This window comes from Asticcacaulis sp. SL142 (genome assembly GCF_026625745.1).
GTDB lineage: Bacteria > Pseudomonadota > Alphaproteobacteria > Caulobacterales > Caulobacteraceae > Asticcacaulis.
The window spans coordinates 20,273-42,773 of the sequence record NZ_CP113061.1; the positions used below are offsets into that span (position 1 = coordinate 20,273).

The window sequence follows — 22,501 nt, forward strand, 5'->3', positions numbered from 1 at the left end:
CAATGACCTTTCGTATCCATAGCCTGATCGCGGTGTCGTTTCTGGCAGCTCTGGCTGGCTTGCCTGCTCACGCCCAAACGCCCGCCGCGCCACAGACAGGGCTTGGCGGCCCCGTTATTGCCGGGGTTTGCCTGATGTCGCGTGAAGCGGTGCTGGTCAATTCCAAGGCCGGGGTTGCGGCCACAGCCCGCTTGCAGCAATTGACCACCGAAGCGCAGACTGAAATCGTGAACTTACGGAAGCCGGTTGAGCTTGAGGCCGAAGCCCTGCGCAAAGAGCAGGCAAAGCTTTCGGCCGAGCAACTGGCCACCCGGCAAAAGGCTTTGGGTCAAAAACTTCAGACCGTTCAAATCCAGGCGGAGCATCGCGGGCGTGAGATAGAGGCCACCCGTCAGAAAGTCCTTGATAAGATCAGTACCGAAGCCCAACCGGTTATCGCTTCGGTTTATAAGGCCAAGGGCTGTGGGCTTCTGGTGGATCGCAATAGCGTGCTGGGTGGCAACCTCACCAATGACATCACCGCCAGCGTCGTGGCGGCCCTGGATACCAAGTTGAGCACCGTGACCTTCAACCGCGAAGTTCTGCCGGTATCGCAGTAAGCGAGCGGCAGAAATCATAAAGTGGTGTTGGTGTCTCAATGGCGTCAACACCACCGTTCAGGTGACAATACTGGCTGGAAACCGAACCCGCGTTAGGCCTTTGACGTCAGGTCAAGGACGTTGCCACGGACCCCTGAACGGTAGAATAGTCCGACAATAATCTTTCCCGGCAAATATTTTTGTGATAGCGCTATCATAGCGACAGAAAAATGTCGAACAGACGCGGCCTCGTATGCCGTGCCCAGGGAAGAGACCATGACGCCAATATTTTTGCGGGTGCAGAACCTGCTGGGATGCCGTGCGGGTCACAGCGCTGTCTTGACGGTAACGTCGGTGCTGCTGATGCTGGCCGGATCGTTACAGCCTGCTGCCGCCCAGAACCCACTGGAAACTCAAGGCTATCAGGACACCTCGCGTCCCCCTGAACAGCGTGCCGCTGATCTGGTGTCGCGCATGACCCTGGAGGAAAAAGCCGCTCAACTGGTCAATGATGCGCCGGCGATCCCGCGGCTTGGAGTGCGCGAATATAACTGGTGGAACGAGGGGCTGCACGGCGTGGCCGCGGCAGGCTATGCCACCGTTTTCCCGCAAGCTATTGGTATGGCGGCGACCTGGGACGAGCCGCTGATCCATAAAACGGCCGATATGGTCAGTATTGAGTTCCGGGCCAAATATCTGGAAAGCCAGCACCGGTTCGGCGGTTCCGACTGGTTCCGCGGGCTGACCGTATGGTCGCCCAATATCAATATCTTTCGAGATCCGCGCTGGGGCCGGGGGCAGGAAACTTACGGCGAAGACCCGTACCTTTCGGCGCGCATGGGAGTGGCCTATGTCAAAGGGCTTCAGGGCACTGATCCGACCTATTACCGCACGATCGCCACGCCCAAGCACTATGCTGTCCACAGCGGCCCCGAAGTCAGTCGGCACAGGGATAACTATATCCCCTCCGCGCGCGACCTTGAGGAGACCTATCTGCCGGCCTTTCGGGCCACGATAACCGAGGGCAAGGCGGCATCGATCATGTGCGCCTATAATGCCATCAATGGCCAGCCGGCCTGCGCCAACGAAGATTTACTGATCAGGCATCTGCGTCAGGATTGGAAATTCAACGGGTTTGTAGTCTCTGATTGCGATGCGGTCGGCGACATCTACTATAAAACCTCTCACCACTATAAGAAAACGCCCGAAGAAGGTGTGGCGGTCGCTCTGGCGGTCGGCACCGATCTGATCTGCGGCAATGCGGTTGAGGCCGACCATCTGACCCGTGCCGTCAAAAAGGGGGTGATGCCCGAAAGCGCATTGGATACGGCGCTAAACCGTCTGTTTGAAGCCCGCATCCGTCTGGGGCAGTTCGATCCGGCCGCGCGTGTTTTCCCTGGCATCACTGCCCGCGACTATGACACCCCTGCCAATCGTGATTTTGCGCAAGAGGTGGCCGAAAAGTCGATGGTGCTGCTGAAGAACGATAATTTACTGCCGCTGAAATCCGCGCCACGCACCATTGCCGTCATTGGTCCGAATGCGGCGACCAAAGCGGCGCTTATAGGCAATTACAATGGTGAACCGTCTCATCCGGTGACGGTGCTGGACGGCATCCGCGCCCGCTATCCGGACGCCAAGGTGGTTTATGCCCAGGGCTCAGGCCTGATTGATCCGGTGCTGAGGGCGATCCCCGACAATGCCTTGTGTCAGGATGCCAATTGCACGCAAAAGGGTCTTAAGGTCACTCAATTCGCCACACCGGCCATGACCGGTGATCCGGTTAGTCGCAGCACATCCCCAAGTGCGGCCCTGAAATGGGAGGGCGAAAACCGTGCCGGGGCTATCCGCTTTGAAGGCTTTATCACCGCCCCTGAGACCGGCGCATACCGTTTGCGCTATGAGGCCAATGGCGGCTACCGCGTCTTTATCAATGATAAGCTGGTCGTCGATGCCTGGGGCGTCGATTGGCGGCCCTCTATCGCGACCGGCGCGATCACGCTTGAGGCCGGAAGCCGAAATGCCGTCCGTGTCGAGGCGTTTCAACGCCAGACATCGGGCGATGAAAAGCTGGTCTGGGCATTGCCATCGGATACGGGAGCGTCTGAAGCGGTGACGGCGGCAAAATCAGCCGATCTGGTTATCTTCGTCGGGGGCCTGACCTATGAGGTTGAGGGCGAGGAAATGCGCGTTGAAACGCCCGGTTTTTCCGGTGGTGACCGCACCAGCCTTGACCTGCCGCCAGCCCAGCAAAAGGTACTGGAGCAGGTTCATGCCGCCGGAAAGCCGGTCGTGCTGGTGCTGATGAACGGCAGCGCGTTGAGTGTGAACTGGGCCGATAAACATGTGCCGGCCATTATCGAGGCCTGGTATCCGGGCGGGCAGGGTGGGACGGCCATTGCGCGCCTGATCGCCGGGGACTACAGCCCCGCCGGTCGCCTGCCGCTGACCTTTTATCGCTCAGTTGACGATCTGCCACCGTTCCTTGACTACAGCCTGAAGGGCCGCACCTATCGTTATTTCACGGGTGAAGCGCTTTATCCCTTTGGCTATGGCCTGAGCTATACGACCTTCAGCTATGGGCCGGTGAAGCTGTCGTCCAAACGCATACGTGGCAACCAGACACTGACCGCCACAGTCAATGTCACCAATAGCGGCAAAACGGACAGTGATGAGGTTGTGCAGCTTTATCTTAGCCACCCGGATCAGAAGGGCGGCCCTATCCGCACCCTGACCCGCTTTGAGCGAATTCACCTTAAGGCCGGAGAGACTAAAGCGGTGCGCTTTGAATTGGACAGCCGGGCCTTATCGATCGTTGATGATCAGGGCCTTCGTGCGGTGCGTCCGGGCAAGGTCGATCTGTGGATCGGCGGCGGGCAACCCGTTGGCCGTGAGGGGCTGACCCAAGCGGCTGGAACCTCAGCCGCGATCACCATAACCACAAGTTACCCGTTAGAGAAGTAGACGTAAAACCGGCATGTTTTTAAGCCGGATAATCAATAATCAGGAAGGAAACAGATATGACTCATACCCTTAAACACCGCCTGGCCCGTTTGGTCCGAAGCAGTCTGGCTGCCGGTGTGGCCGCTCTGGCCTGTTTGGCCGGGTCACCCGCATTGGCGCAACTGGATCACACCATGACGCCGATTGCGATCCCGGCGCAACCCAACGCCATTGAGCTGGGCACGGGTCCTCTGCCGGGAGCGACCGCACCCGAAGCCTGGCACAGCCAGTACGGCAGCGTCTTTGCGCGCAATGTGACCGTAGCCACCTTGACGCCGTTCCTGCCTGATCCTACCAAGGCGACCGGTGCGGCGGTCATTGTGGCCCCCGGTGGCGGGTTTCGCACCCTGTCGATGAATAATGAAGGTTGGGACGTGGCGCAGGCCTTGGCTGACCGGGGTGTGGCGGCGTTCGTGCTGAAGTACCGCCTCAATCAGACGCCGCAGGATATGCCGGCGTTTGAACGCTCAATGGCCGAAATGTTCTCAGGTACCGCCCGCCGTCCGCCAGCCCCGCAGGATGCTTCGGTGACCCTAGCCCCTCAGATTGCCGATGCGCGCGCGGCGTTTGCGCTGGTGCGGTCGCGAGCGAAAGAGTGGAAAGTGGATTCTGACCGCATTGGCATGGTGGGTTTCTCGGCGGGGGCTATGCTGACCATGGCCACGACGCTTTACGGCCAGGACGCCAAACCGGCCCACATCGCCAATATCTACGGTCCGCTGGCAGCCGTTGAGGTTCCGGCAGAGGCACCGCCGCTTTTTATCGCCCTGGCGGCGGATGATCCCTTTTTCGCCAATGCTGGCTATGGGCTGATCGATAGCTGGCGCACCGCCAAGCGCCCGGTCGAGTTCCATCTTTATGAACAGGGTGGCCATGGCTTTGGCATGTACCCCAAAGACACCACCAGCACCGGATGGTTCGACGCTTACGTGCGCTGGCTGGCCATGCACGGTTACCTTAAGCCAAAACCGTAAGATTGGGTACTCGGTACTTATGGATGTAGTTCTCAAAGGCATCTTCATCGTGAGTTTTTTCTTTGAAAGCGTTGTGTATTCACGGAGCGCCTCGTCACTCAATACGTCGGCGTCATTTGCGGTTTTGAGCCACAGACATCGGGCGGAATTGCGAATACTCGCATTTTTGAAATGTGATGATGATTACGTCATATAATAAAAAGGCCCCCGCAATGTGCGGGAGCCTCAAGTTTAGGGCCATGACCTGCCCATTGGAGCGCATTCCGAAAAGTTTGAAACGGTTTTGGCTACGCCGAAATTCGTTTCGGACTCAAATGCGCGTTAAAGCAAAACTTCAGAGTCAGGTGATCAGAATATGTCGAAAAACACATCCAGAATAATGCCGGTCGTCAAAGCCACCAGGATGATGTCGCTGCCGCTATAGACATATTCATAGCCATAAGGGGCGGCGGGCAGATCGTAATAGTACGGATCATAGACCCTGTAGCTGTAGTAATAGCTCGGCAGACGCTGACCCCGGTTCCAGCGGTGGCCGTAATACTGGGCGGGCGGGCGGTAGTAGCCATAGCCCGGTGCGTAATAATAACCACGTCTTACGCCCTGATAGTCGCGCCAGTCACGATCGTTGCGATAGGTGGGACGGCGATAGCTCGACCAGTTGTGGTTACGGGTCCACTGCTGCTGGCGGGCATAATCACGGCGGTCGTCGCGGCGGTCAGCGCGGTAGTCCTGACGATCATCACGACGATCGTGACGATAGTCGGGACGGCTTGGGGTCGGGTCGCGGCGATAATCCTGACGGTCGTCGCGACGTTCCTGACGAAAGTCCTGCCGGTCATCGCGGCGCTCTTGCCTGAAATCCTGACGATTATCTTGTCGCTGCGCCTGCGGAATCTGCGGACGCAAAGGCTGGGTGCCGGGGCGGCCCTGCGGGCGCTCGATCTGTGGGCGCGGCTCTGACTGGCGGTTTTCAGCGCGTTGGCCGCGGTTTTCCTGACGCTGTTGCGGACGCGCCTCGCGGCGGTTATCGCGATCATCGTCACGATTATCGCTGCGTTGGGCGACGGTGACCGGTGCCTGACGGTTCTGATTGCGGCGCACTTCCTGCTGCTGGCGCTCGGACGGGCCGATGGCGGAGCCAGCCAGCGCGTCGGCGGCAAAGCCTACCCCCATGAGGAAGGCAAACGCAGCGGCGGTTTTGCGGGTCTTCATAACAAAAGTCCTCACTCACTACGGAGTTAAAAAGGGAGCCGTGTCAGCGCGATTGCGGGTTCGGGCCTTTAAAACCAATTCTGCGGAAATATTTTTCCGGATTGAGACCACTATGGCAGGGCGTGGCTGAATGGAACCTGAACGGTTTCGTCAGTATTATTTTTCGCGCGCGCAAGCTGAATCGCGGATGAAACCTTTGGGATGCCGTCGGTGTTTGCTTTGGTGTGTTGGGAAATTCAATGTGTATTTGGATAGGTTAATAAGCTTAATATGAATTATTAACGATAATTTCTGGTATATTTACGAATATATCTAATTATATATTTTGAAATTCTGTAATTTTTAATGATTATGTATCAAATTGTGAACGAATGTATTAAAATTAACTTTGTTTTTACATAAAATATTTGCTCAAAAATGCGCTATTAACCTTAACTTCACTTGCTGATGGAAAACTCGACTTATCAACAGCAAGGGAACGCGCAAAATGCGCGGGTTTAAGTTCAATGACGATCGCAGCTAATGAAATGGCTCCACTGCCTCTGCCGACCCCGGATATGGGGTCTGACGACCTGATGCGCCTGGGCATGATGTATTCCACCGGCTCCGGCGGTGCGCCGGTTGATCTGGTGTCGGCGCACATGATGTTTAATCTGGCGGCCATGCGCGGCAGCCTGGAGGCCAGCGTCTATCGCCGTGAACTGTCAAAAGAGATGGAACGCGAAGATGTGGCCGAAGCTCAGCGCTGCGCCCGTCAGTGGCTGGATCAGGGCCGTATTGGTCTGGTGGCCTAAAACGGCAAGAGCGCACTCGCCATATAGACAGCAATGATGGCGCCCACGACCATGAGGGGCGGAGTCTTAAGCCGTTCCAAGGCGAAGACGCCCGCGACCGCGATCAGCGCATCGCGTGGGCTTAAGATGGCTGAGGTTCCGACGGGACTATAGAGGGCGGCGGCCAGTATGCCGACCACGCCCGCATTGATCCCCATCAGGGCGGTTTGCGCGGCCGAATGAGACCTGATCCATGTCCACAGCGGCGCACCGGCTATGGCCAGCAGCAGTCCGGGCAGGGACAGGGCAATTAGCGCGCTCAACGCCCATAGAGGGGCAGCGCCCGCAGGCGCAGACATCGCCCCAAGATAGGCGGCCAGCGTAAACAGCGGCCCCGGCACAGCCTGAGCCCCGCCATATCCGGCCAGAAAATCGGCATCGCTGATCATACCCTTGGCCACCATCGGCTCATGCAGTAGTGGCAGCACCACATGGCCGCCGCCGAAAACCAAGGCTCCGGCGCGGTAATGAATGTCGATCAGGCCGAGCAGCCGGTCATGGCCCGCCACAAGCGGCAATCCCACCATAAAGATGGCAAATGCGCCAAGTGCTATCAGGCCGGTTCTGCGGCTGATAGGCAGGCTAAGGCCCGTGGCGGTGATTTCAGTTGCGCGGCAAAGGATAAGGCCCGCAATGGCCGCCACAGCAATAGCGCCAACCTGCGCCCAGACACCGCCGATCATAACCACGCCAAGCCCGCACACGATTGCGATCAGCAGGCGTTGAACATCGGGACACAGCTTACGACCCATGCTCAACACGGCTTGCGCGACCACGCATACCGCCACCAGTTTGAGGGCGTGAAAGATCGGCTCAGCCAGCGGGCCGTTCATATGTGGGGCGGCGACGGCCAGCCCGTACATCAACAGCGCCGACGGCAGGGTAAAACCGATCCACGACAGGATCGCACCCCACGCACCCGCCCGCTGCCAGCCGATCAGGAAGTTGGCCTGAGAACTGGCCGGGCCGGGGAGTAACTGACAAAGGGCGACAATCTCGCCATAAGTCTGCGGCGTCAGCCAGTTCAGGCGGCGCACATAGGTATTTTCAAAATAACCCAGATGGGCAATCGGCCCGCCGAACGAGGTCAAACCCAGCCGCAGGGACACTGAAAACGTCTCCCAAAGGCGGGCGACATTTGTCATCAGTTAGAATTATACAGCAGATAGGTCATGATCCCCGACGGGATCAGGTCATTGACGTGCTGCTGCACCCATATACCGGCTTCGGCAATGTTGGAGCGCGGCACAAAGATGATGTCGTTGCGGCGAATGGCAAATAACTCACCTCCACGCCCATCGATGACGTTTTGCAGGTTGATGATCCGGCGCATGGCTTGCCCGCTGGGGCCGCGACGGATGATGACGACCTCTTTGCGGCGCGCCGCGGGCGTGAAGCCACCGGCGGCCATCACCGCCTGAAGCGCATCCATATCGCCGGACATATCAATCCAGCCGCCACCCTTGACTTCACCGCCGACAATCACCCGCATCGGGGTATCGGTCGGCAGCACATTGACGGTAGTGTTGCGCAGATACGGCGCATAGGCTTTGGCGATATCGGCCTCTAGCTGCGGCACGGATTTGTGGGCGGCCATGACCTGACCGGCCATAGGGAGTGAAATGCGGCCATCCTGACCGACCGTGGCTTGGCGGTTTAATTCAGGGGCGGAGGGCACCTGAATATCCAGCTTATCGGTCGGGTAAAACGCATAACCAGCATCGCTGTCCTGCCAGTCCGCAAAGGCGATGGGTTCGGCCAGCGGTTGCGTTTGGCTGCGGTTACTGGCTGGGCCGGTAGCACAAGCGTTCAGGGCCGGTGTCGCAGCCAGCAGGGTTAACGCGCCTTTGAGGATGTGCCGACGTAAAAGCATTAAAAGCGCCCGGATAAACTAAAATGAATCGAAAGTTCACTAGTATCGTGAATTCGAAGTTCGCCCCATTTCGATATCAGTCGCAAAGCGAACTTCGAGTTCAAAACGATACTAGATTTATTAGTTTCTAGTGTCCTGTTGAATCTGAAATTCGCTAAAGCTTGATATAGCCCTGAGACGAATTTCAGATTCAGGACACTAGCATTAACAATCTTTAGAAATAGGTAAGGTTTGGTTAATGGCTTGCCGCCAAACTTCACCCAAAGCCTAAAATGCGACCAAGATTTGAGTCGTTGAGGCAACTAAGAACAGGCAAATGGTGGCAGATACCGGCAACAGGGCAGGGCGCATGCAGACGGCTAAAACCGTCGATAGCCGCCGTGTGTCCAAAATCCAGTCCCACGCCTTTATGCAATATGATGTCAGCGATATTTTCGCCCTGCTGCGGCGGGAAATCTGGCTGATGCTGATTGTGTTTGCGGTTATTTTTGGGGCCGGGGTGTTTGTGGCCCTGCGCATGACTCAGACCTATACCGCAGGCGCGTCGCTGTTGATGAAGGTTGGCGAAGACTATGCCTATGTCCCGCGCACCGGCGATCCATCGCGCGGCACCATTGCGACCATTGACGAAGTGGTGCAGTCCGAGGTCGAAATCCTTAACTCCAACGGCCTTAAACGCCGGGTGATAGAAAAGCTGGGCTACGGCGCGATCATTCCTGACCTGCCGTCCGCTTGGGTGCCGCGTAACGAGGCCGATAAGCTTGAGGCCGATAAACAGGCGATGAAGATTCTGTACGGTGGCTTCGAGACCGGCACGACGCCGCAGATCAATGTGGTGCGCTTAAGCTTCAAACACGAAAACCCGAATACGGCGGCGCTGATCCTTAACACCATGATTGACGAATATGTCAGCTATCGCCAGCAGGTGTTTTCGGATGTGACCGCCCCCGTACTGGCCGAACAGAAAAACGCTTTTGACCGTAGGCTACACAGTGCCGATGTGGCGTTTGAAAACTTTCTGACCCAAAACGGTGTCGGTGATTTTCAGGCGGCTAAGACGACCTATGCCAAGCTGCATGAAACCGTGCTGGGCCAGCTTTATGACGCCGAGTCGCGCATCGCTGAGGGGAATGCGAGATTGTCGGCGCTGAATGCGCGGGTGCAGCGTCTGGCGCCGGAAATCAGTTTGTCGCGTGATCTTGATTTGTCCATTCCGTCAAAGCTTCTGGCGCTCAAGGCCCAGCGCGAGGACCTGCTGGCGCGCTATCAACCCTCGGCACCGCCGGTCAGGGATATCGAGGCCCAGATCGCCCAGTATGAGCAGATGATGGCCTCTGGCCGCGGGGTCGGTGAGCGCGAGCATCGGCTTGGGATCAACCCGATCTATCAGGACCTGCTGACCGAAAAGCTGCGGCTGGAGGCGGAACTGGCGTCGTTGGGTGGCAGGCGTGCGCAACTGAAGGCCCAGGTCGATCACGTCAACACCAAGATGCAGAGCCTGATGGGGCTGGAAGGCGAATATAACAGCCTGTCGGCTGAGCGCGAGGCCCTGCAAACCAATATCCGCGCCTTCACCAACCGCATTCAGGATACCGAAGCCGCCGCCGAGATCGCCAAGGTCTCCGAAGAAACCGTGCGCGTGGTCGATCGGGCTGAGCTGCCGTTGACGGGTAAGAGCCTGAAAAAACTGGTGCTAATCGGGTCGTTCCTGTTTGCTGGCTTTACCGCCCTGTGTGCGGGCCTGGCCATGGCCTATAGCCGCAAAGGATTTGTCAGTGCGCGCTCAGCCTCACGGATGCTCGACCTGCCGGTGCTGACCACGGCGGGCGCCAAAAGAGCGTAAGGCGTTTTTTGGCGCGCATTTGATTCCAAAAACCGGTATCCACTTTTTGGAATGCGCTTGGCGTTCCGTATCGCCTCAAAAGTCCCTAAGATAGCTCAGATGTGATTCGTATCGTACGGGGCCTATGGTCGATCTGACGCGTGAAATGGCGGAACTGATGCAGGGCCTTAATCGGGCGATGGGTAAGCCATCGGCCACGATGGGACGAGCGATCCTGTTTGTGTCGGCCTATGACGGTGAAGGCGTATCGACCGTGGCGCGTGAATTTGCCCGCACCGAAGCCGCCTTTGCCAAGCGTCCGGTCTGGCTGGTCGATGCCGACCTCAAGGCGCAGGGCCAGTTGGTGGCGATGGGGACAGAGCCCAAACGCTTTGGTCCGGCAGGGCCGCTATGTGCGGCTACCCCGGATGGTTCGGCCTTTTTCGCCATTACCCCGCCCGCCCGCGACCGTGATGGCCATATGGTGCCGGATGCGAAGTTTTTGGTGGCCCGTCCGTTCTTTGACGGCAAGCTGTGGGTGACGCGCTTTCGGGAGCAAAACCTCACACGCGGCCAAACCGTCAAGCTGTTCCCGCAGACGACCTACTGGCAGGCTTTGCGCCAGCACGCCCAGACGATTGTTGTCGATGTGCCGTCGATTGAGCGATCCGACGCAGCCCTTAAGCTGGCGCCATTAATGGACGCGGTGGTGATGGTGGTGTCGGAACCTGATGGCGACCTGTCGGCGCGGCTGGCGCTCAAGGCCGATATCGAAGCCGCGGGCGGGCAATTCGCGGGCATGGTCTATAACCGCGCCCGTGAGGTGAAACGCGCTTAAGCGGTTGCGGGGGCCGCCACGCATAGTATCCCCAGCACGATAAAGCCGACACCTATCGCTTTGGCGACGCTGATGGTTTCGCCAAACATGGTCATGCCTGCCGCCACCGTGACGACGATACCGAGGGCCACGAACGGATAGGCCGACGACAGCGGCACTTTGGACAGCACAAATAACCATACAATGGCGCTGAGGCCAAAGCAGAACAGGCCCCCGATTACCAGCGGCGAGGAGATGATCGCCAGCGCAATCGTCAACATATTGCCGCTTTGCAGGCTGGATTGCATGGCCGGATCGACCATGCCTTTTTTCAGGATGATCTGGGAGCCGGAGGACAGGGCCACGCTCAGCAGGATGGGGGCGACAAGTTGCAGGTTCAAAGCGGGTCTTTCACGGTATCAGAGGGCAGATTATCAGAGGGCGCGGCAGCGTTCGATGTCAGCCGTGGGCAAGGGCGGATAGGTCTTGGCGGTATCGCGTGACGGTTCGGTCTTGATCAGGTCCCAGGACTGGTAGGTCTTAACGGAATTAAGCTGCGACAGGCATCCGGCAGTAGTCACGGTCGCTTGCAGGCGGTGGACATTGTTGATGCCGCCAAAGATGATGACGGTGACCGCCAGCCCGACGGCGACCCAGCGGTAGCGGCTGAACCACGAAAACGCCGCGACCAGCACAATCATAGGCATAAAGTGCCAGCTATAGAGGAAGGTGACTTCGCCGTAGACCGAATGCAGCAGGGTCTGAAAGGCCAGCATGACGCCGACCCCGATGGCCACTGTGCGCAAAGGCCGATGACTGATGGCGCCCCAAACCCCCAGACCGAACAATACGACCCAGGCGGCGGTGGCGATAACCGGTGAGATTTCGCCCTTGGGGAAGCCTGACGTCTGGTTGGTGGTGACCAGTTCTATGGTGTTTTGCTGCTCGACCTCAGACGGCATGGCGACCACCGTGGTCACATACAGGCTGCGCAGATTGGTGAGCGGGTTCCAGCCGGCCTTATAGTCGCCCTTGGCCTGCATCGACGGCTGGGTGAAGTTGGTTTCGCGCATCAGCGGGATGGGATTGAAGAAATAGGCGGATTTTTCAAACAGAGGATGCTGCACAACCGCCAACACGCCCACGGCCCCCAGCGCGATGGTGGCGATGGCAAAGAAAGATTTCAGCCGGTGGCGTGCGGCGGTGGCGATCAGGCCTGCCGTCCAGTTGGTGGTGGTGATCCCCAGCGTCAGGACATTCAGCACCACCCACCAAACCGCCTTAAGCGGGCGGGTATAGGCCAGCAGAAACAGGCTAAGGATGATGGTAAAGCCTGCAAACGGGAACAGCTCAATTACTGAACTCCAGAACACGAAACAGGCACTGGCCATAAACAGGGCGGTAAACAAAGCCACCGCATAGCGGGGCAGGCCCAGCAGTCGCACGGTGGCGGCAAACAGGGCGACATTGGCCCCGCAGATGGCCACGGTCATGGCCTTGGCGGCGGCGATGGGCGATAAGCCTATGGCGGTCAGCACATAGCCGATCGGGGTCAGCAGAATTGACGAAATCGGGTGCACCGCCGTGCGCGAATGGTTGCCCGAAGGGGTGACCAGATTTTCCGCGACCCGCCCGACGTCCGATTGCAGGAAGATACTCATATAGGTGTTAATACCCGGCACGCGCTGCGTCTGGGCAAAGGCCCACAGTGAAATCACGATGCCGATGACGCCCATGACGGCGCATAAAATGATATCGGCGCGGCTTAAGGTTGTGGCGTCGTCCGCGACCTTGCGATCAAGCCGGTCCCACAGCGCATTGACCGGGTGAGGTTCGACATATTTGTCGTAATATTTGCTATAAATATTTGAAAATGTTGAAAACATGATGGCCTGAAATCTCTATAGTCTGATCATGGCGGCCAGCATGACCACGCCGCAGGCCGCTACCGTCAGCAGGCTGTTGCGGTCTTTTAAGGCAAATACAATCGGGTCATCGTTCATATCGCGGCGGTGGGCCAGCATCAGGCAGCGGCCCAGCCAATACAGCAGCAACGGGCAGATCAGCCACAGCAGCTTAGGGTTGGCATAAAGCTGGCTGATCTTGTCATCGGACACATAGAGCGCAAACACGGTGACGGCATTAAAGCCTGCGGCGGCGGCCAGTGCGGCGACAATCGGCAGATCGGCCTTACGGTAGTTACGGTTGGTCGGGTCGGGCAGATCCTGATCGAAGCGCACGGTCAGTTCGGTATAGCGCTTAATGAGCGCCAGCGCGGTAAAGACAAATACCGAAAAGGCCAGCAGCCATTCCGACACGACGACCGAAATCGCCGCTGCCCCGCCGACGACGCGAATGGTGTAAAGTCCGGCCAGCGCCACGACATCAACCAGCAGTTTACGCTTAAGGCTAAAGGTGTAGAGCGTGGTCAGCACCAGATATCCGGTCAGAACTGCCAGAAACAACGGGTTGACCAGAAACGCGCCGATGAGTGACGCCAGCAAAAGTATGGGGGCGGCAATCATGGCAGGCAGGATCGGCACGGTGCCGGCGGCGAGCGGTCGACGCTTTTTCGACGGATGCTGACGATCCGCATCAATGTCAACTAAGTCATTGATAATATAGATCGAGGAGGCTGCCAGCGAGAAGGCAAAAAAGGCCGCGACCGCCTGGGTGATCGAGGTGACGCTAAAGCTTTGCGAGGTCAGGACCGGCACCATGACCAGACCGTTTTTGGCCCACTGGTGGACGCGCAGCAGTTTGATCCACGCCTTACCCTGCTTGGGCAGGGTCTTGAGGACGACCGCATTGGGGCTGAGTTTTTTAAGCTTTGAGCGCACGGCCCCCGGCGCATTGACGGCGATACATTCGCGCGCTTGCGGCCAGACCTTAAGGTCGATGGCGTCGTTGCCGATGTAGTCAAAGCCCTTTTCGCCAAACTCTGCGACCAGACGGGCGGCTTTTTTTGAACCTGACAGGTTGATGGTTTCATCTGAGGCGAACCAGCCGGTAAATACGCCCAGATGGTTGGCGACGGCTTCGACATATTTCTTATGGGTGGCCGAGGCCAAATAAACCTCGCGGCCGTCATTGCGTGCCTGCTGTATCAGGGCCAGCACTTCGGCGTCATAGGGCAGGTGGGCGACATCAATATCGGTGCGTTCGGCGATGTAAGATTTGAGCGCCGGTTTTCCACGCAGGTAAGCGCCTAACATGCCAAATAATGACGCAGGGTTATTACCGAGGGCGGCGAAGGCGGACTCGATCAACAGGTCGGATTTGACCAGGGTGCCGTCCAGATCGACCACCAGAGGCGGGGCCTGAACCACGGCAGAAATATCTTTAAGCGCATCAAATTTCATAAATAACCCCTCTTGCACATAAATAATCGATAAAAATTTGTGCACTGCGCCATAGGCAAGTTAGTTTTAAAGCGGTCGGGCAGCAACCTTAAATTGGCAGCCGCACCTTATACACTGATACTGTAACGTGTGCGCCACAAAGACCGGCGTTATCTGATGTGTCGTTTTAAATCGCCCACACCTATCTGGTCTTCGCCACTGCAAAAATTCCGCCAGTCAAAAGGCTCAAAAAACATATCGCGGCGGTGGCATTATGCTAAACTGAAGCGGGAATGGTCGGCAAGGCTGCGCAAACAGGACGAGATTTTTCATGACTCTATTACCCCTCAAACGCGCGAATATGGCCGCGGTCATGTTCGGACTTGGTCTGGCGATGAGCGCCTGCTCACGCGCGCCGGAGCCACCGCAAAACCCGCCGGAATTACCGCCAGTCAGTGCGGAAATGCCCGCATCTGCGACGGCGGCACTGCCATCTGTGCCCGACTGGACTGGAAAATGGACAGGGCCTGAAGGAACGTGGCTGGAGGTTAAACCCCTAAACGGTGGGTTCGAAGTGGCGATCCAGAACCTTGACGGGGTGCGCACCTTTCCGGGGGCGGTCAAAGAAGGCGGTCTGGCCTTCACGCGCGATGGGGCGGAATATATCATCCGCGCCGGCAACGGTTCTGATACCGGCATGAAGTGGCTGGCGGATAAAACCAACTGCCTGATCGTCATGACCGGCGAAGGCTATTGCCGTGGCTAGCCGGATCGGTTAGCAGGGCGGCATCTGCTGAATAAAGGAGCCGCCCATGGCTGATGATGACGATATCGTAGTAAAAGATGCCAATGGCACCAAACTGTCCGATGGCGACAGTGTAACCCTGGTCAAGGATCTTAAGGTCAAGGGTTCCGGCGGCGTGACATTGAAGCGCGGCACGCTGATCAAGAATATCCGCCTGACCCCCGATGAGGACGAGATCGAGTGCAACCACGAAAAGGTGCGCGGTCTGGTGCTGCGGACCGAGTTTGTGAAGAAAGCCTGATCGGCTAATATTTAAATTCCCGCAGAGTAAGACTCTGCGGGGATTTCACATTATTGCGCCGGCGTTGGAATAGCATCCGACCCAAAGGTTACCGTATCATTCTTCACCGGCCGTTTCAGGGCGGCGCGGATGCCATTACCGTAATCGGGGTGAATCTTGTCAAAGTGACCAAGAGCCCGCTCGATAATAAACTCTGGCACCCCGTCCATGGCCGCCGCGATATTGCTAAACAGGCGCGCTTTCTGGTCAGCATCGAACAGGTTGAACAGCGCCCGTGGCTGCACATAATCATCATTGCCGTCGCGGTGGTTATAGCGGTCGGCATCGCCTGAGATTTTCAGCGGTGGCTCAGCATAGGCCTCCGTCTGAACCGGCCCACCAAAGCTGTTGGGCTCATAATAGACATCCGGGTTACCGGTATCGTTCTGGAAGAAGCGCATGGCCCCGTCCTTGTGGTAGTGATGGACCGGGCATTTCGGCGCATTGACCGGCAGCGCCTCATAATGCGTACCCAGACGGTGGCGGTGGGCATCGGCATAGGCAAAGATGCGGCCCTGCAAGACCTTATCCGGAGAGAAACCGATTCCCGGCACGATGTTGGACGGCGAGAACGCGGCCTGTTCGATTTCCGCGAAATAGTTATCAGCGTTGCGGTTAAGCTCCAGCGTACCCACCGGAATGACCGGATATTCGTCGTGCGGCCACACCTTGGTCAGGTCAAACGGATTGTAGGACGTCTTATCGGCGTCCTCTTCCGGCATGATCTGCACCTGCACGTCCCAGCGCGGGAACGCGCCGCGCTCGATCTTGCCGAACAGGGCTTCCTGATAGCTTTCACGGGACTGGGCGATTACATCGGCGGATTCGGCATTGGTATAGTGCTTATGACCTTGCTGCGTCTTAAAGTGAAACTTGACCCAGAAGCGTTCATTCTGCGCATTGATAAAGCTATAGGTATGGGAGCCGTAGCCGTTCATATGGGTCGGATCGACCGGAATACCGCGGTCTGACATCAGTATGGTCACCTGATGCAGGCTTTCGGGGCTGAGCGACCAGAAATCCCACATGGCAGTAGGCGACCGTAAATTCGTGCGCGGATGGCGCTTTTGTGTGCGGATGAAGTCCGGGAACTTATAGGGATCGCGAATGAAGAATACCGGCGTATTGTTGCCAACCAGATCCCAGTTGCCTTCTTCGGTATAGAATTTCATGGCAAAGCCGCGCACGTCGCGCTCGGCATCGGCAGCGCCTTGTTCGCCGGCGACGGTCGAAAAACGCAGCAGCATGGGGGTCTGCTTGCCGACCTCAAACACCCTGGCGCGGGTATATTTGGTAATGTCGTGGGTGATGGTAAGCGTCCCATAGGCGCCCCAGCCCTTGGCATGCACGACCCGTTCGGGGATACGCTCACGGTTTTGGTGGGCCAGCTTTTCCAGCAACTGATAGTCTTGCAGCAGAACCGGCCCGCGCGCACCAGCGGTTAAGCTGTTCTGGTTGTCGGATACCGGCGCGCCAGCGGTGGTCGTCAGGCCGGTTACCGGGCATTTAGGGGATGGATTATCTGCGCTCATGGGGGTATCTCCGTCGTTTCTGCTGATCGCAATCTCAGACATGGGTTGTCTTAAGCCGGTCAGCGAGTGGATATTGCGCCGGCTAAGCGAATAAAGAAATTCAATTATAATTGAAATTTGGATAAGCAAAATCTATGAAAACGGGGGTGAAATGGGGGACTGTGCGCGGCCCAGCTATCGCGCTATGCTGATCTTTTGAAGGGGTGGGGCATGGTTGATATCGCTTATGCGCAGGGCGCCGATAAAGCGGCGTGGCTGCCTTTATGGCACAAATATCTTGAGTTTTATCAGCAGGATCTGCCGGCTGAGGTCACCGATCTGACCTGGGGGCGTTTTCTTAATCCGGATGAGCATATGTATCTGCTGATCGCGCGGACGGGGGATGAGGTGACCGGTTTTGTCAGCTTCATGTTCCATCGCTCGACTTGGGCGCGCGGGGGCTATGTCTACCTCGAAGATCTGTTTGTGAGTGAGGGCCATCGGGGGAAAGGCATTGCCCGCGCCCTGATCGATGGCGTCACCGCTCAGGCCCGTGAACTGGGTGCCGAGCGGGTCTACTGGGTCACCCATACCCACAATACTAACGCTCAGGCCCTGTACGATAAGGTCGCCACCCGCACCGACTTTTACACCTATCATAAGGTGGTTTAGGGGGCTTCAGGCCACGCGCGAATAGCGGTTGGTGCCGCCCTCCTGCGCATAAAGATCAAAGATGCACGCCACTGACCGCGCCAGCATTTTAAGCGGCGAATGAAAGCGGACGTGGCCCCCGCGAACACTGACCAGACCGTCGCGGATAAAGGGCGAAAGGGCGGTCAGTTCGGCATCGAAATAGTCGGCTGGATAGCCAAAACGCGCCAGAATGGCCGCCACATCGGCTTCGAAATAGCACATCAGGTCGCTGATCACGGCCTTACGCAGCTTGTCATCCGCGTGGTAGGCCCAACCGCGTTTGGTGGCCAGCGTCCCCTGACCGATAGTGTTCTGATAGGCGGTGCTTTGGGGGATGTTCTGGGCGATGCCGTCATCCAGTTCGCTGATTGATGAGGCCCCAAAGGCAATCAGCCGGTCATTGGGCATGTCGGTATAGCCCATGAAATTCCGGCGCAGGGTGCGGTGGGCTTGGGCCTTGCACAGGCCGTCGTCAGGTTTGGCGAAATGATCGATGCCGAGGCTCTGATAGCCTTGGGCTTCCAGCGCGTGGCTCAGGGTCAGGAAATAGTCGGCCTTGGCCTCCACACCCGGAATATCCTCATCACGGATCAGGGTCTGGTGCTTTTTGAACCACGGCACATGGGCGTAGGAAAAGGCGCTGATGCGATCGGCGTCCAGCCCTTTGACATCTTTCAATGTCGCCTCAAGGCCCGCGCGCGTCTGCATCGGCAGGCCGTAGACCAAATCGATGCCGAGTGCATTCAGACCATAGCTGCGCAGTAGGTCGGCGGCGCGCTGGATGACTTCGATCGGCTGGACGCGGTTGATAGCCACCTGAACCTCGGTCTGGGTGTCCTGAACGCCCATGCTGACGCGGTTAAAGCCCAGGGCGGCATAGGTTTGAGCCTTGACGGCCGTGATCCGGCGCGGGTCAAGCTCAATGGAGACTTCCGCGTCGGGGGCTATCTCAAAGCGCGCGTGCAGGGTCTCGAATATCCGGCCCATATCGGCCGGTTCCAGTATGCCCGGAGAGCCACCGCCAAAATGGACGCTATGGACGCGTGGCTTAAACGCTATCCACTGACCAGCCATGTTGATCTCCCGGATCAGGCAGTCAACATAGGACGCCACCGGATCATAGCGCTTTGTGATCTGGGTGTTGCAACCGCAGAAATAGCACATCTGCGGGCAGAATGGTACATGCAGATAAAGACCTACGCTCTGGTCGGGTGTGAGTGTTTCGAGCCATGACCCGTAGGTCTGCGGGCTTAAATCACTGAAATGATGGGCCGATGGATAGCTGGTATAGCGCGGCGCCTCGCGGCCTAGGTAGCGCAGAATGTCCTGATCCTGCCATGATCTCTGTAAGGTCTGCACACCCATAGCCTTCGCTCCGCGCCTGTGATGCCGGGCTTTTATACCGGAATGACCTTAGCGTTTATGTGGCCTTTGGTCGCGGGCGTAGGGGCAGCCTAATAGGCTCTGTAAAAGGCTTCGCGATCCCAGGCGGTACATTCCTGACGGGTGTGGTCTGCGATCTTATCTCCGCGCAGGAAATAGAGTTTGCACTGAATAAGCGTGTCATTACCGCCGGAGATATAATGATTGTTCTTTGCCGCCTCGGCTCTTTCCGTAGTCATTTTGACCATCACCCGATCATACCACATCAGTGCGGCGGCGGTGTCTTTGGGTACGCCCCGGCCATGCTCATACACCCGCGCCAGAAACAGCATGGCATTTTCGTCATTCTTTTCGGCGGCTTTGTTAAGGTAAGCGATGGCTGCGTTTGGGTCAGGCTTGGCATCTAGTTTTGCCATGGCGCCTTCATCAAGCAGAGATATGCCCCAGCCAGCCTCAGCCGCGGTCACACCTAATTCAGCCAAGGCTTTAATTTGTAAAAGTGCGGCTTTTTTCAAGTATTCCGAACAGGGAAGGGTTTCGTTCTGGTCACAAGAAAGAATGGCCTCCGCTTTCCTGTACTTTTGGAACCTTTGTTCATCAATAACTTCATCAAGACTCATGCGGCTGATGGCTTCAATCTCAGCCTCAGCTTCGCTATTCCCATTTTTCAGGGCAGCTTTGTGCCATTCAATAGCTTTGGCTTTGGCGGCTTCGGGAGATAGGTCCAGATCACCACCCAAGATCAGCCATGCACCTAAAACGCTGCTGTCACCCTGATCTGCTGCTTTTTTAAACCAATACAGCGCTTGTTGATCGCTTTGCTCGAAACCATTCCTGCCTTCGAGATAAGCTTGTGCCAGTTCGTTTTGCGCATCCAGATCGCCATTTTCAGCTAATCTGAGCTTTTCGTCACGTTCACGGGCTTCGATTTTGTTGTAGTGCGCTCTGATGTGCCCGTATTTTTCCGGATGGATCATCTCATCCAGAGTTTTTTCCATGGCTATGGCTGCGTAGTGTTTGGCTTTTTCGGCATCTTTGGGGACACCTTCGCCTGTTTCGTACATCTTAGCCAGACCGCCATAGGCCCAGTGCAGGCCGCTATCTATGGATTTCTGATACCACTTTGCGGCCTGGGCTTTGTCCACTTCCACGCCCTGACCAAGTTCATAGTCCAGGCCCATTTGAAACTGGGCAAACATATCTCCGGCCTCAGCTTTGGCCACAGTCTCCTGATGGGTTTGCGCCAGGGCGGGCAGGGCTGCCATGACACAAATGGCAGTAAACATGCTCAAAACAAGACGCTGAATGGTTTTGAGCATGGCTTTCCCTCTCCGTCTGGCCGACTTAAACCTTAGCCCCATCCATAACGGCGACGGCGTCTTTCAGGCTGGCGTCAAAATAGTGCTCGGCCGGGGCCAGATAGATGATGTAGTAGTTCAGACCGCCCTTGCTGACCGCCTGAGCGACGCCCTTGATATCCAGCCCGTCCGAGGTCTTGGCGGTGAAGTCAAAGCGCACGCCGCGGGAATCGCCGACGGTGACCGGCTTGGGGTTATCGGTCTCGACCTTTTGGTACTCAAGCACATTCAGGCTGGTGGTCACGAACTCGATCTGCTCGGACAGGGACATGTCCTTTTTGCCGCGCGGGGCGGGGGCGTTTTTGCGGTCGCCAGCGGTGGGCGACACCATCAGCGGGTCATCGCTGGTCAGGCCTTCCGACACATAAAGCCGGTTCAGGCCCGGCCCGTCGATCGACAGAATTTTGACCTTCTTGGCCTTGTGATAGGACAAAACCCCGATGTCGGACCAGTCGCGGCTTAAGGTTACGCTGGCATTGCCGACGGCCAGCTTGCCCGCTGGCACCAGTTTCGGGCCTGACGCACAGGCGGCCAAAACCGCCACGGATGCGCCGATTACGGCCATAGTTTTCAATGTTGAGTTAAGGTTCATATCACGCGCCCCCCTTATTTAATGTCGCGATCTGGTCTTCGACCATCCAGGCGTCTTCGGCGTCGGGATGGGCCTTGATATAGTTAGTCAGTGCCTCGATGGCATCGGTTTTGCGCTCCAGCTTGCGATAGACATCGCCAAGCTGGCGGTAGGTTTCAGCGGGCGCATCGGCATGTTGCAGCGCGGTTTTATAGGCCGTGGCGGCGGCCTCCAGGTTCTGCGTCTTATCGACCTCAAACCGGTCGAGCTTATCGGCATTGGTCTCGGTCGTTTTGGCTTCCTTGACCCGCAGACGATAGGCTTCACCGGCATAGAAGTTGAGCAGGCCTAGATCCTCGCCGTCGCGGCTTAAGCGCTTGATGGTAAACAGCGTCTGGCCATAGTCCATCCGGCGCAGATCGTCCTTCAGCCAGTCACCCAGATGGGCGCGGATATGGGCGCGGTAAGCGGCACGGGCGGGCTTGAGTGCCGCGTCATCAAAGGCGCTGGCCTTACCGCCATTCAGCGCCTTATCATAGCCCTGAATGGCGGTGATCCGGTCGGTTTCCAGCGGATGAGAGCCAAAGATATTGATGCGGGTCGGGGAATTGCGCACCCGGCGGTAATCAGAGGCGGCGGTTTCATCCAACAGGGTGCGCCACAATTGCGCGCCGGCCATAGACGTGTAACCGGCCTGATGGGCGTACTGGCTGCCGAAACGGTCAGCTTCGGTTTCCGTCTCACGCGAATAGCCGAAATAGGCGGCGATCGATCCGAGATAAACTACGTCGATCAGGCCACGCGTCAGGTTTGAGATATCGCGGGCGGCGGCGTAACTGCCGGCATTGCCTGCGGCCGCCGCACCGGCCACGGCAATTAGCATGGTGGCCGCCAGTGCCGCATCGCGGTTTGACTTAAAGTTCTTATAGGCCTGAAGCGAATGGGTGTGGCGAAAGTGGGCGAATTCGTGGCCCAGCACGAAGGCCAGTTCATCCTCGGTTTCCGCCCGCAGCAGCAGGCCCGACCACACTTCGGTATAACCGTTGGGGGCCATGGAGGCGTTAAAGAACGGCCGGTCCATGACATAGACCCGCACATCGCCGCTGTAAGGGCCGGTGACCTTATCAACCACGCTGTCGACATAGGCATTAAGCGCCGGATCGCGATTGCGTTCGCCGGAGGTTTGGGCCTTGTATTCAGCCTTTTCTGACTGGTCCCACAGGCTATGCTCCAGGCTGTTATCAGCCGGTTTTTGGCCGGGCGTGCGCTCATCAAGGTCTTTGGCCGGTTTGGCAGCCGTTTGGGCCAGCACCGGTGCGGGCAGGATCGCGCAAATGGCGACCGCCGACATCAGCGCGCTAAGGGTTAAGCGTTTCATGACGCGACCTTAGATCGGCAGCTTTTTGAACAGGCGGGTAACCGTCGCGGTCGCCCCCTCAGGCGTGCG

General features: G+C 57.5%; 20 protein-coding genes. 9 read left to right on the plus strand and 11 right to left on the minus strand.

Features of this window, described 5'->3' with window-relative positions; genetic code table 11:
• Nucleotides 1–2: 2 nt before the first annotated feature.
• From OVA03_RS00045 to OVA03_RS00055, 3 genes are all read left to right on the plus strand, one after another.
• Nucleotides 3–599, plus strand: a complete 597-nt coding sequence (locus OVA03_RS00045; RefSeq protein ID WP_267526210.1) for an OmpH family outer membrane protein — start codon at nt 3–5, stop codon at nt 597–599.
• A gap of 342 nt (nt 600–941) precedes the next feature.
• Entirely contained in the window at nt 942–3,542 is a 2,601-nt protein-coding gene (locus tag OVA03_RS00050) for a glycoside hydrolase family 3 C-terminal domain-containing protein (RefSeq protein ID WP_420710515.1), read from the plus strand.
• A 56-nt stretch (nt 3,543–3,598) separates the two neighbouring features.
• On the plus strand, nt 3,599–4,555 hold the full coding sequence (locus OVA03_RS00055) for an alpha/beta hydrolase (protein ID WP_267526212.1): 957 nt from the start codon (nt 3,599–3,601) through the stop codon (nt 4,553–4,555).
• 348 nt (nt 4,556–4,903) lie between these two features.
• On the opposite strand, the gene OVA03_RS00060 is transcribed toward OVA03_RS00055, so the two are convergent.
• Nucleotides 4,904–5,767, minus strand: coding sequence for an RcnB family protein (locus OVA03_RS00060; protein WP_267526213.1), 864 nt, complete (start codon nt 5,765–5,767; stop codon nt 4,904–4,906).
• A gap of 527 nt (nt 5,768–6,294) precedes the next feature.
• Between OVA03_RS00060 and OVA03_RS00065 the strand changes: the two genes are divergently transcribed.
• The gene (locus tag OVA03_RS00065) at nt 6,295–6,561 is read left to right on the plus strand and encodes a sel1 repeat family protein (RefSeq protein ID WP_267526214.1); all 267 of its coding nucleotides are present in this window, start codon (nt 6,295–6,297) and stop codon (nt 6,559–6,561) included.
• Here the strand turns inward: OVA03_RS00065 and chrA are convergent.
• Together chrA and OVA03_RS00075 are read right to left on the minus strand one after the other, a co-directional pair.
• Nucleotides 6,558–7,745, minus strand: coding sequence for a chromate efflux transporter (chrA, locus tag OVA03_RS00070; RefSeq protein ID WP_267526215.1), 1,188 nt, complete (start codon nt 7,743–7,745; stop codon nt 6,558–6,560). The genes OVA03_RS00065 and chrA overlap by 4 nt on opposite strands.
• Nucleotides 7,745–8,473: a polysaccharide biosynthesis/export family protein gene (locus tag OVA03_RS00075; RefSeq protein WP_267526216.1), complete on the minus strand. Its 729-nt coding sequence runs from the start codon at nt 8,471–8,473 to the stop codon at nt 7,745–7,747. Before OVA03_RS00075 ends, chrA begins: the two co-directional genes overlap by 1 nt.
• Before the next feature lie 349 nt (nt 8,474–8,822).
• On the opposite strand from OVA03_RS00075, the gene OVA03_RS00080 reads away from it, so the two are divergent.
• Together OVA03_RS00080 and OVA03_RS00085 are read left to right on the plus strand one after the other, a co-directional pair.
• The gene (locus OVA03_RS00080; protein WP_267526217.1) at nt 8,823–10,316 is read left to right on the plus strand and encodes a GumC family protein; all 1,494 of its coding nucleotides are present in this window, start codon (nt 8,823–8,825) and stop codon (nt 10,314–10,316) included.
• 124 nt (nt 10,317–10,440) lie between these two features.
• Nucleotides 10,441–11,133 (plus strand): transcriptional regulator, encoded by a 693-nt coding sequence (locus tag OVA03_RS00085; RefSeq protein ID WP_267526218.1) that lies wholly within the window; start codon nt 10,441–10,443, stop codon nt 11,131–11,133.
• On the opposite strand, the gene OVA03_RS00090 is transcribed toward OVA03_RS00085, so the two are convergent.
• From OVA03_RS00090 to OVA03_RS00100, 3 genes are read right to left on the minus strand one after another with little or no spacing between them, the layout of a single operon-like run.
• Nucleotides 11,130–11,513: an SMR family transporter gene (locus OVA03_RS00090; RefSeq protein WP_267526219.1), complete on the minus strand. Its 384-nt coding sequence runs from the start codon at nt 11,511–11,513 to the stop codon at nt 11,130–11,132. The two genes, OVA03_RS00085 and OVA03_RS00090, sit on opposite strands and share 4 nt — an antisense overlap.
• Before the next feature lie 33 nt (nt 11,514–11,546).
• Complete coding sequence (locus tag OVA03_RS00095; RefSeq protein ID WP_267526220.1) at nt 11,547–12,998, minus strand: hypothetical protein; 1,452 nt, start codon at nt 12,996–12,998, stop codon at nt 11,547–11,549.
• Between the two features lie 15 nt (nt 12,999–13,013).
• Nucleotides 13,014–14,474, minus strand: a complete 1,461-nt coding sequence (locus OVA03_RS00100) for a UbiA family prenyltransferase (protein ID WP_267526221.1) — start codon at nt 14,472–14,474, stop codon at nt 13,014–13,016.
• Nucleotides 14,475–14,784: 310 nt separating this feature from the next.
• On the opposite strand from OVA03_RS00100, the gene OVA03_RS00105 reads away from it, so the two are divergent.
• Both OVA03_RS00105 and OVA03_RS00110 read left to right on the plus strand, forming a co-directional pair.
• Nucleotides 14,785–15,219: a hypothetical protein gene (locus OVA03_RS00105; RefSeq protein ID WP_267526222.1), complete on the plus strand. Its 435-nt coding sequence runs from the start codon at nt 14,785–14,787 to the stop codon at nt 15,217–15,219.
• A 46-nt stretch (nt 15,220–15,265) separates the two neighbouring features.
• Nucleotides 15,266–15,499 (plus strand): alkylphosphonate utilization protein, encoded by a 234-nt coding sequence (locus OVA03_RS00110; RefSeq protein WP_267526223.1) that lies wholly within the window; start codon nt 15,266–15,268, stop codon nt 15,497–15,499.
• A 50-nt stretch (nt 15,500–15,549) separates the two neighbouring features.
• Here OVA03_RS00110 and OVA03_RS00115 read toward each other — a convergent pair whose 3' ends face one another.
• Nucleotides 15,550–17,070: a catalase gene (locus OVA03_RS00115; protein WP_267526224.1), complete on the minus strand. Its 1,521-nt coding sequence runs from the start codon at nt 17,068–17,070 to the stop codon at nt 15,550–15,552.
• Nucleotides 17,071–17,280: 210 nt separating this feature from the next.
• Here OVA03_RS00115 and OVA03_RS00120 point away from each other — a divergent pair, with 210 nt between their 5' ends.
• Complete coding sequence (locus OVA03_RS00120; RefSeq protein ID WP_267526225.1) at nt 17,281–17,721, plus strand: GNAT family N-acetyltransferase; 441 nt, start codon at nt 17,281–17,283, stop codon at nt 17,719–17,721.
• Between the two features lie 6 nt (nt 17,722–17,727).
• Here the strand turns inward: OVA03_RS00120 and hemN are convergent, their stop codons facing one another.
• The 4 genes from hemN to OVA03_RS00140 all read right to left on the minus strand — a co-directional run bounded on the left by hemN (nt 17,728) and on the right by OVA03_RS00140 (nt 22,432).
• Nucleotides 17,728–19,107 (minus strand): oxygen-independent coproporphyrinogen III oxidase, encoded by a 1,380-nt coding sequence (gene hemN, locus OVA03_RS00125; RefSeq protein ID WP_267526226.1) that lies wholly within the window; start codon nt 19,105–19,107, stop codon nt 17,728–17,730.
• 89 nt (nt 19,108–19,196) lie between these two features.
• Nucleotides 19,197–20,444, minus strand: a complete 1,248-nt coding sequence (locus OVA03_RS00130; protein WP_267526227.1) for an SEL1-like repeat protein — start codon at nt 20,442–20,444, stop codon at nt 19,197–19,199.
• A gap of 25 nt (nt 20,445–20,469) precedes the next feature.
• Entirely contained in the window at nt 20,470–21,075 is a 606-nt protein-coding gene (locus tag OVA03_RS00135; protein ID WP_267526228.1) for a hypothetical protein, read from the minus strand.
• Nucleotide 21,076: 1 nt separating this feature from the next.
• Entirely contained in the window at nt 21,077–22,432 is a 1,356-nt protein-coding gene (locus OVA03_RS00140) for a M48 family metallopeptidase (RefSeq protein ID WP_267526229.1), read from the minus strand.
• Between the last annotated feature and the right edge of the window lie 69 nt (nt 22,433–22,501).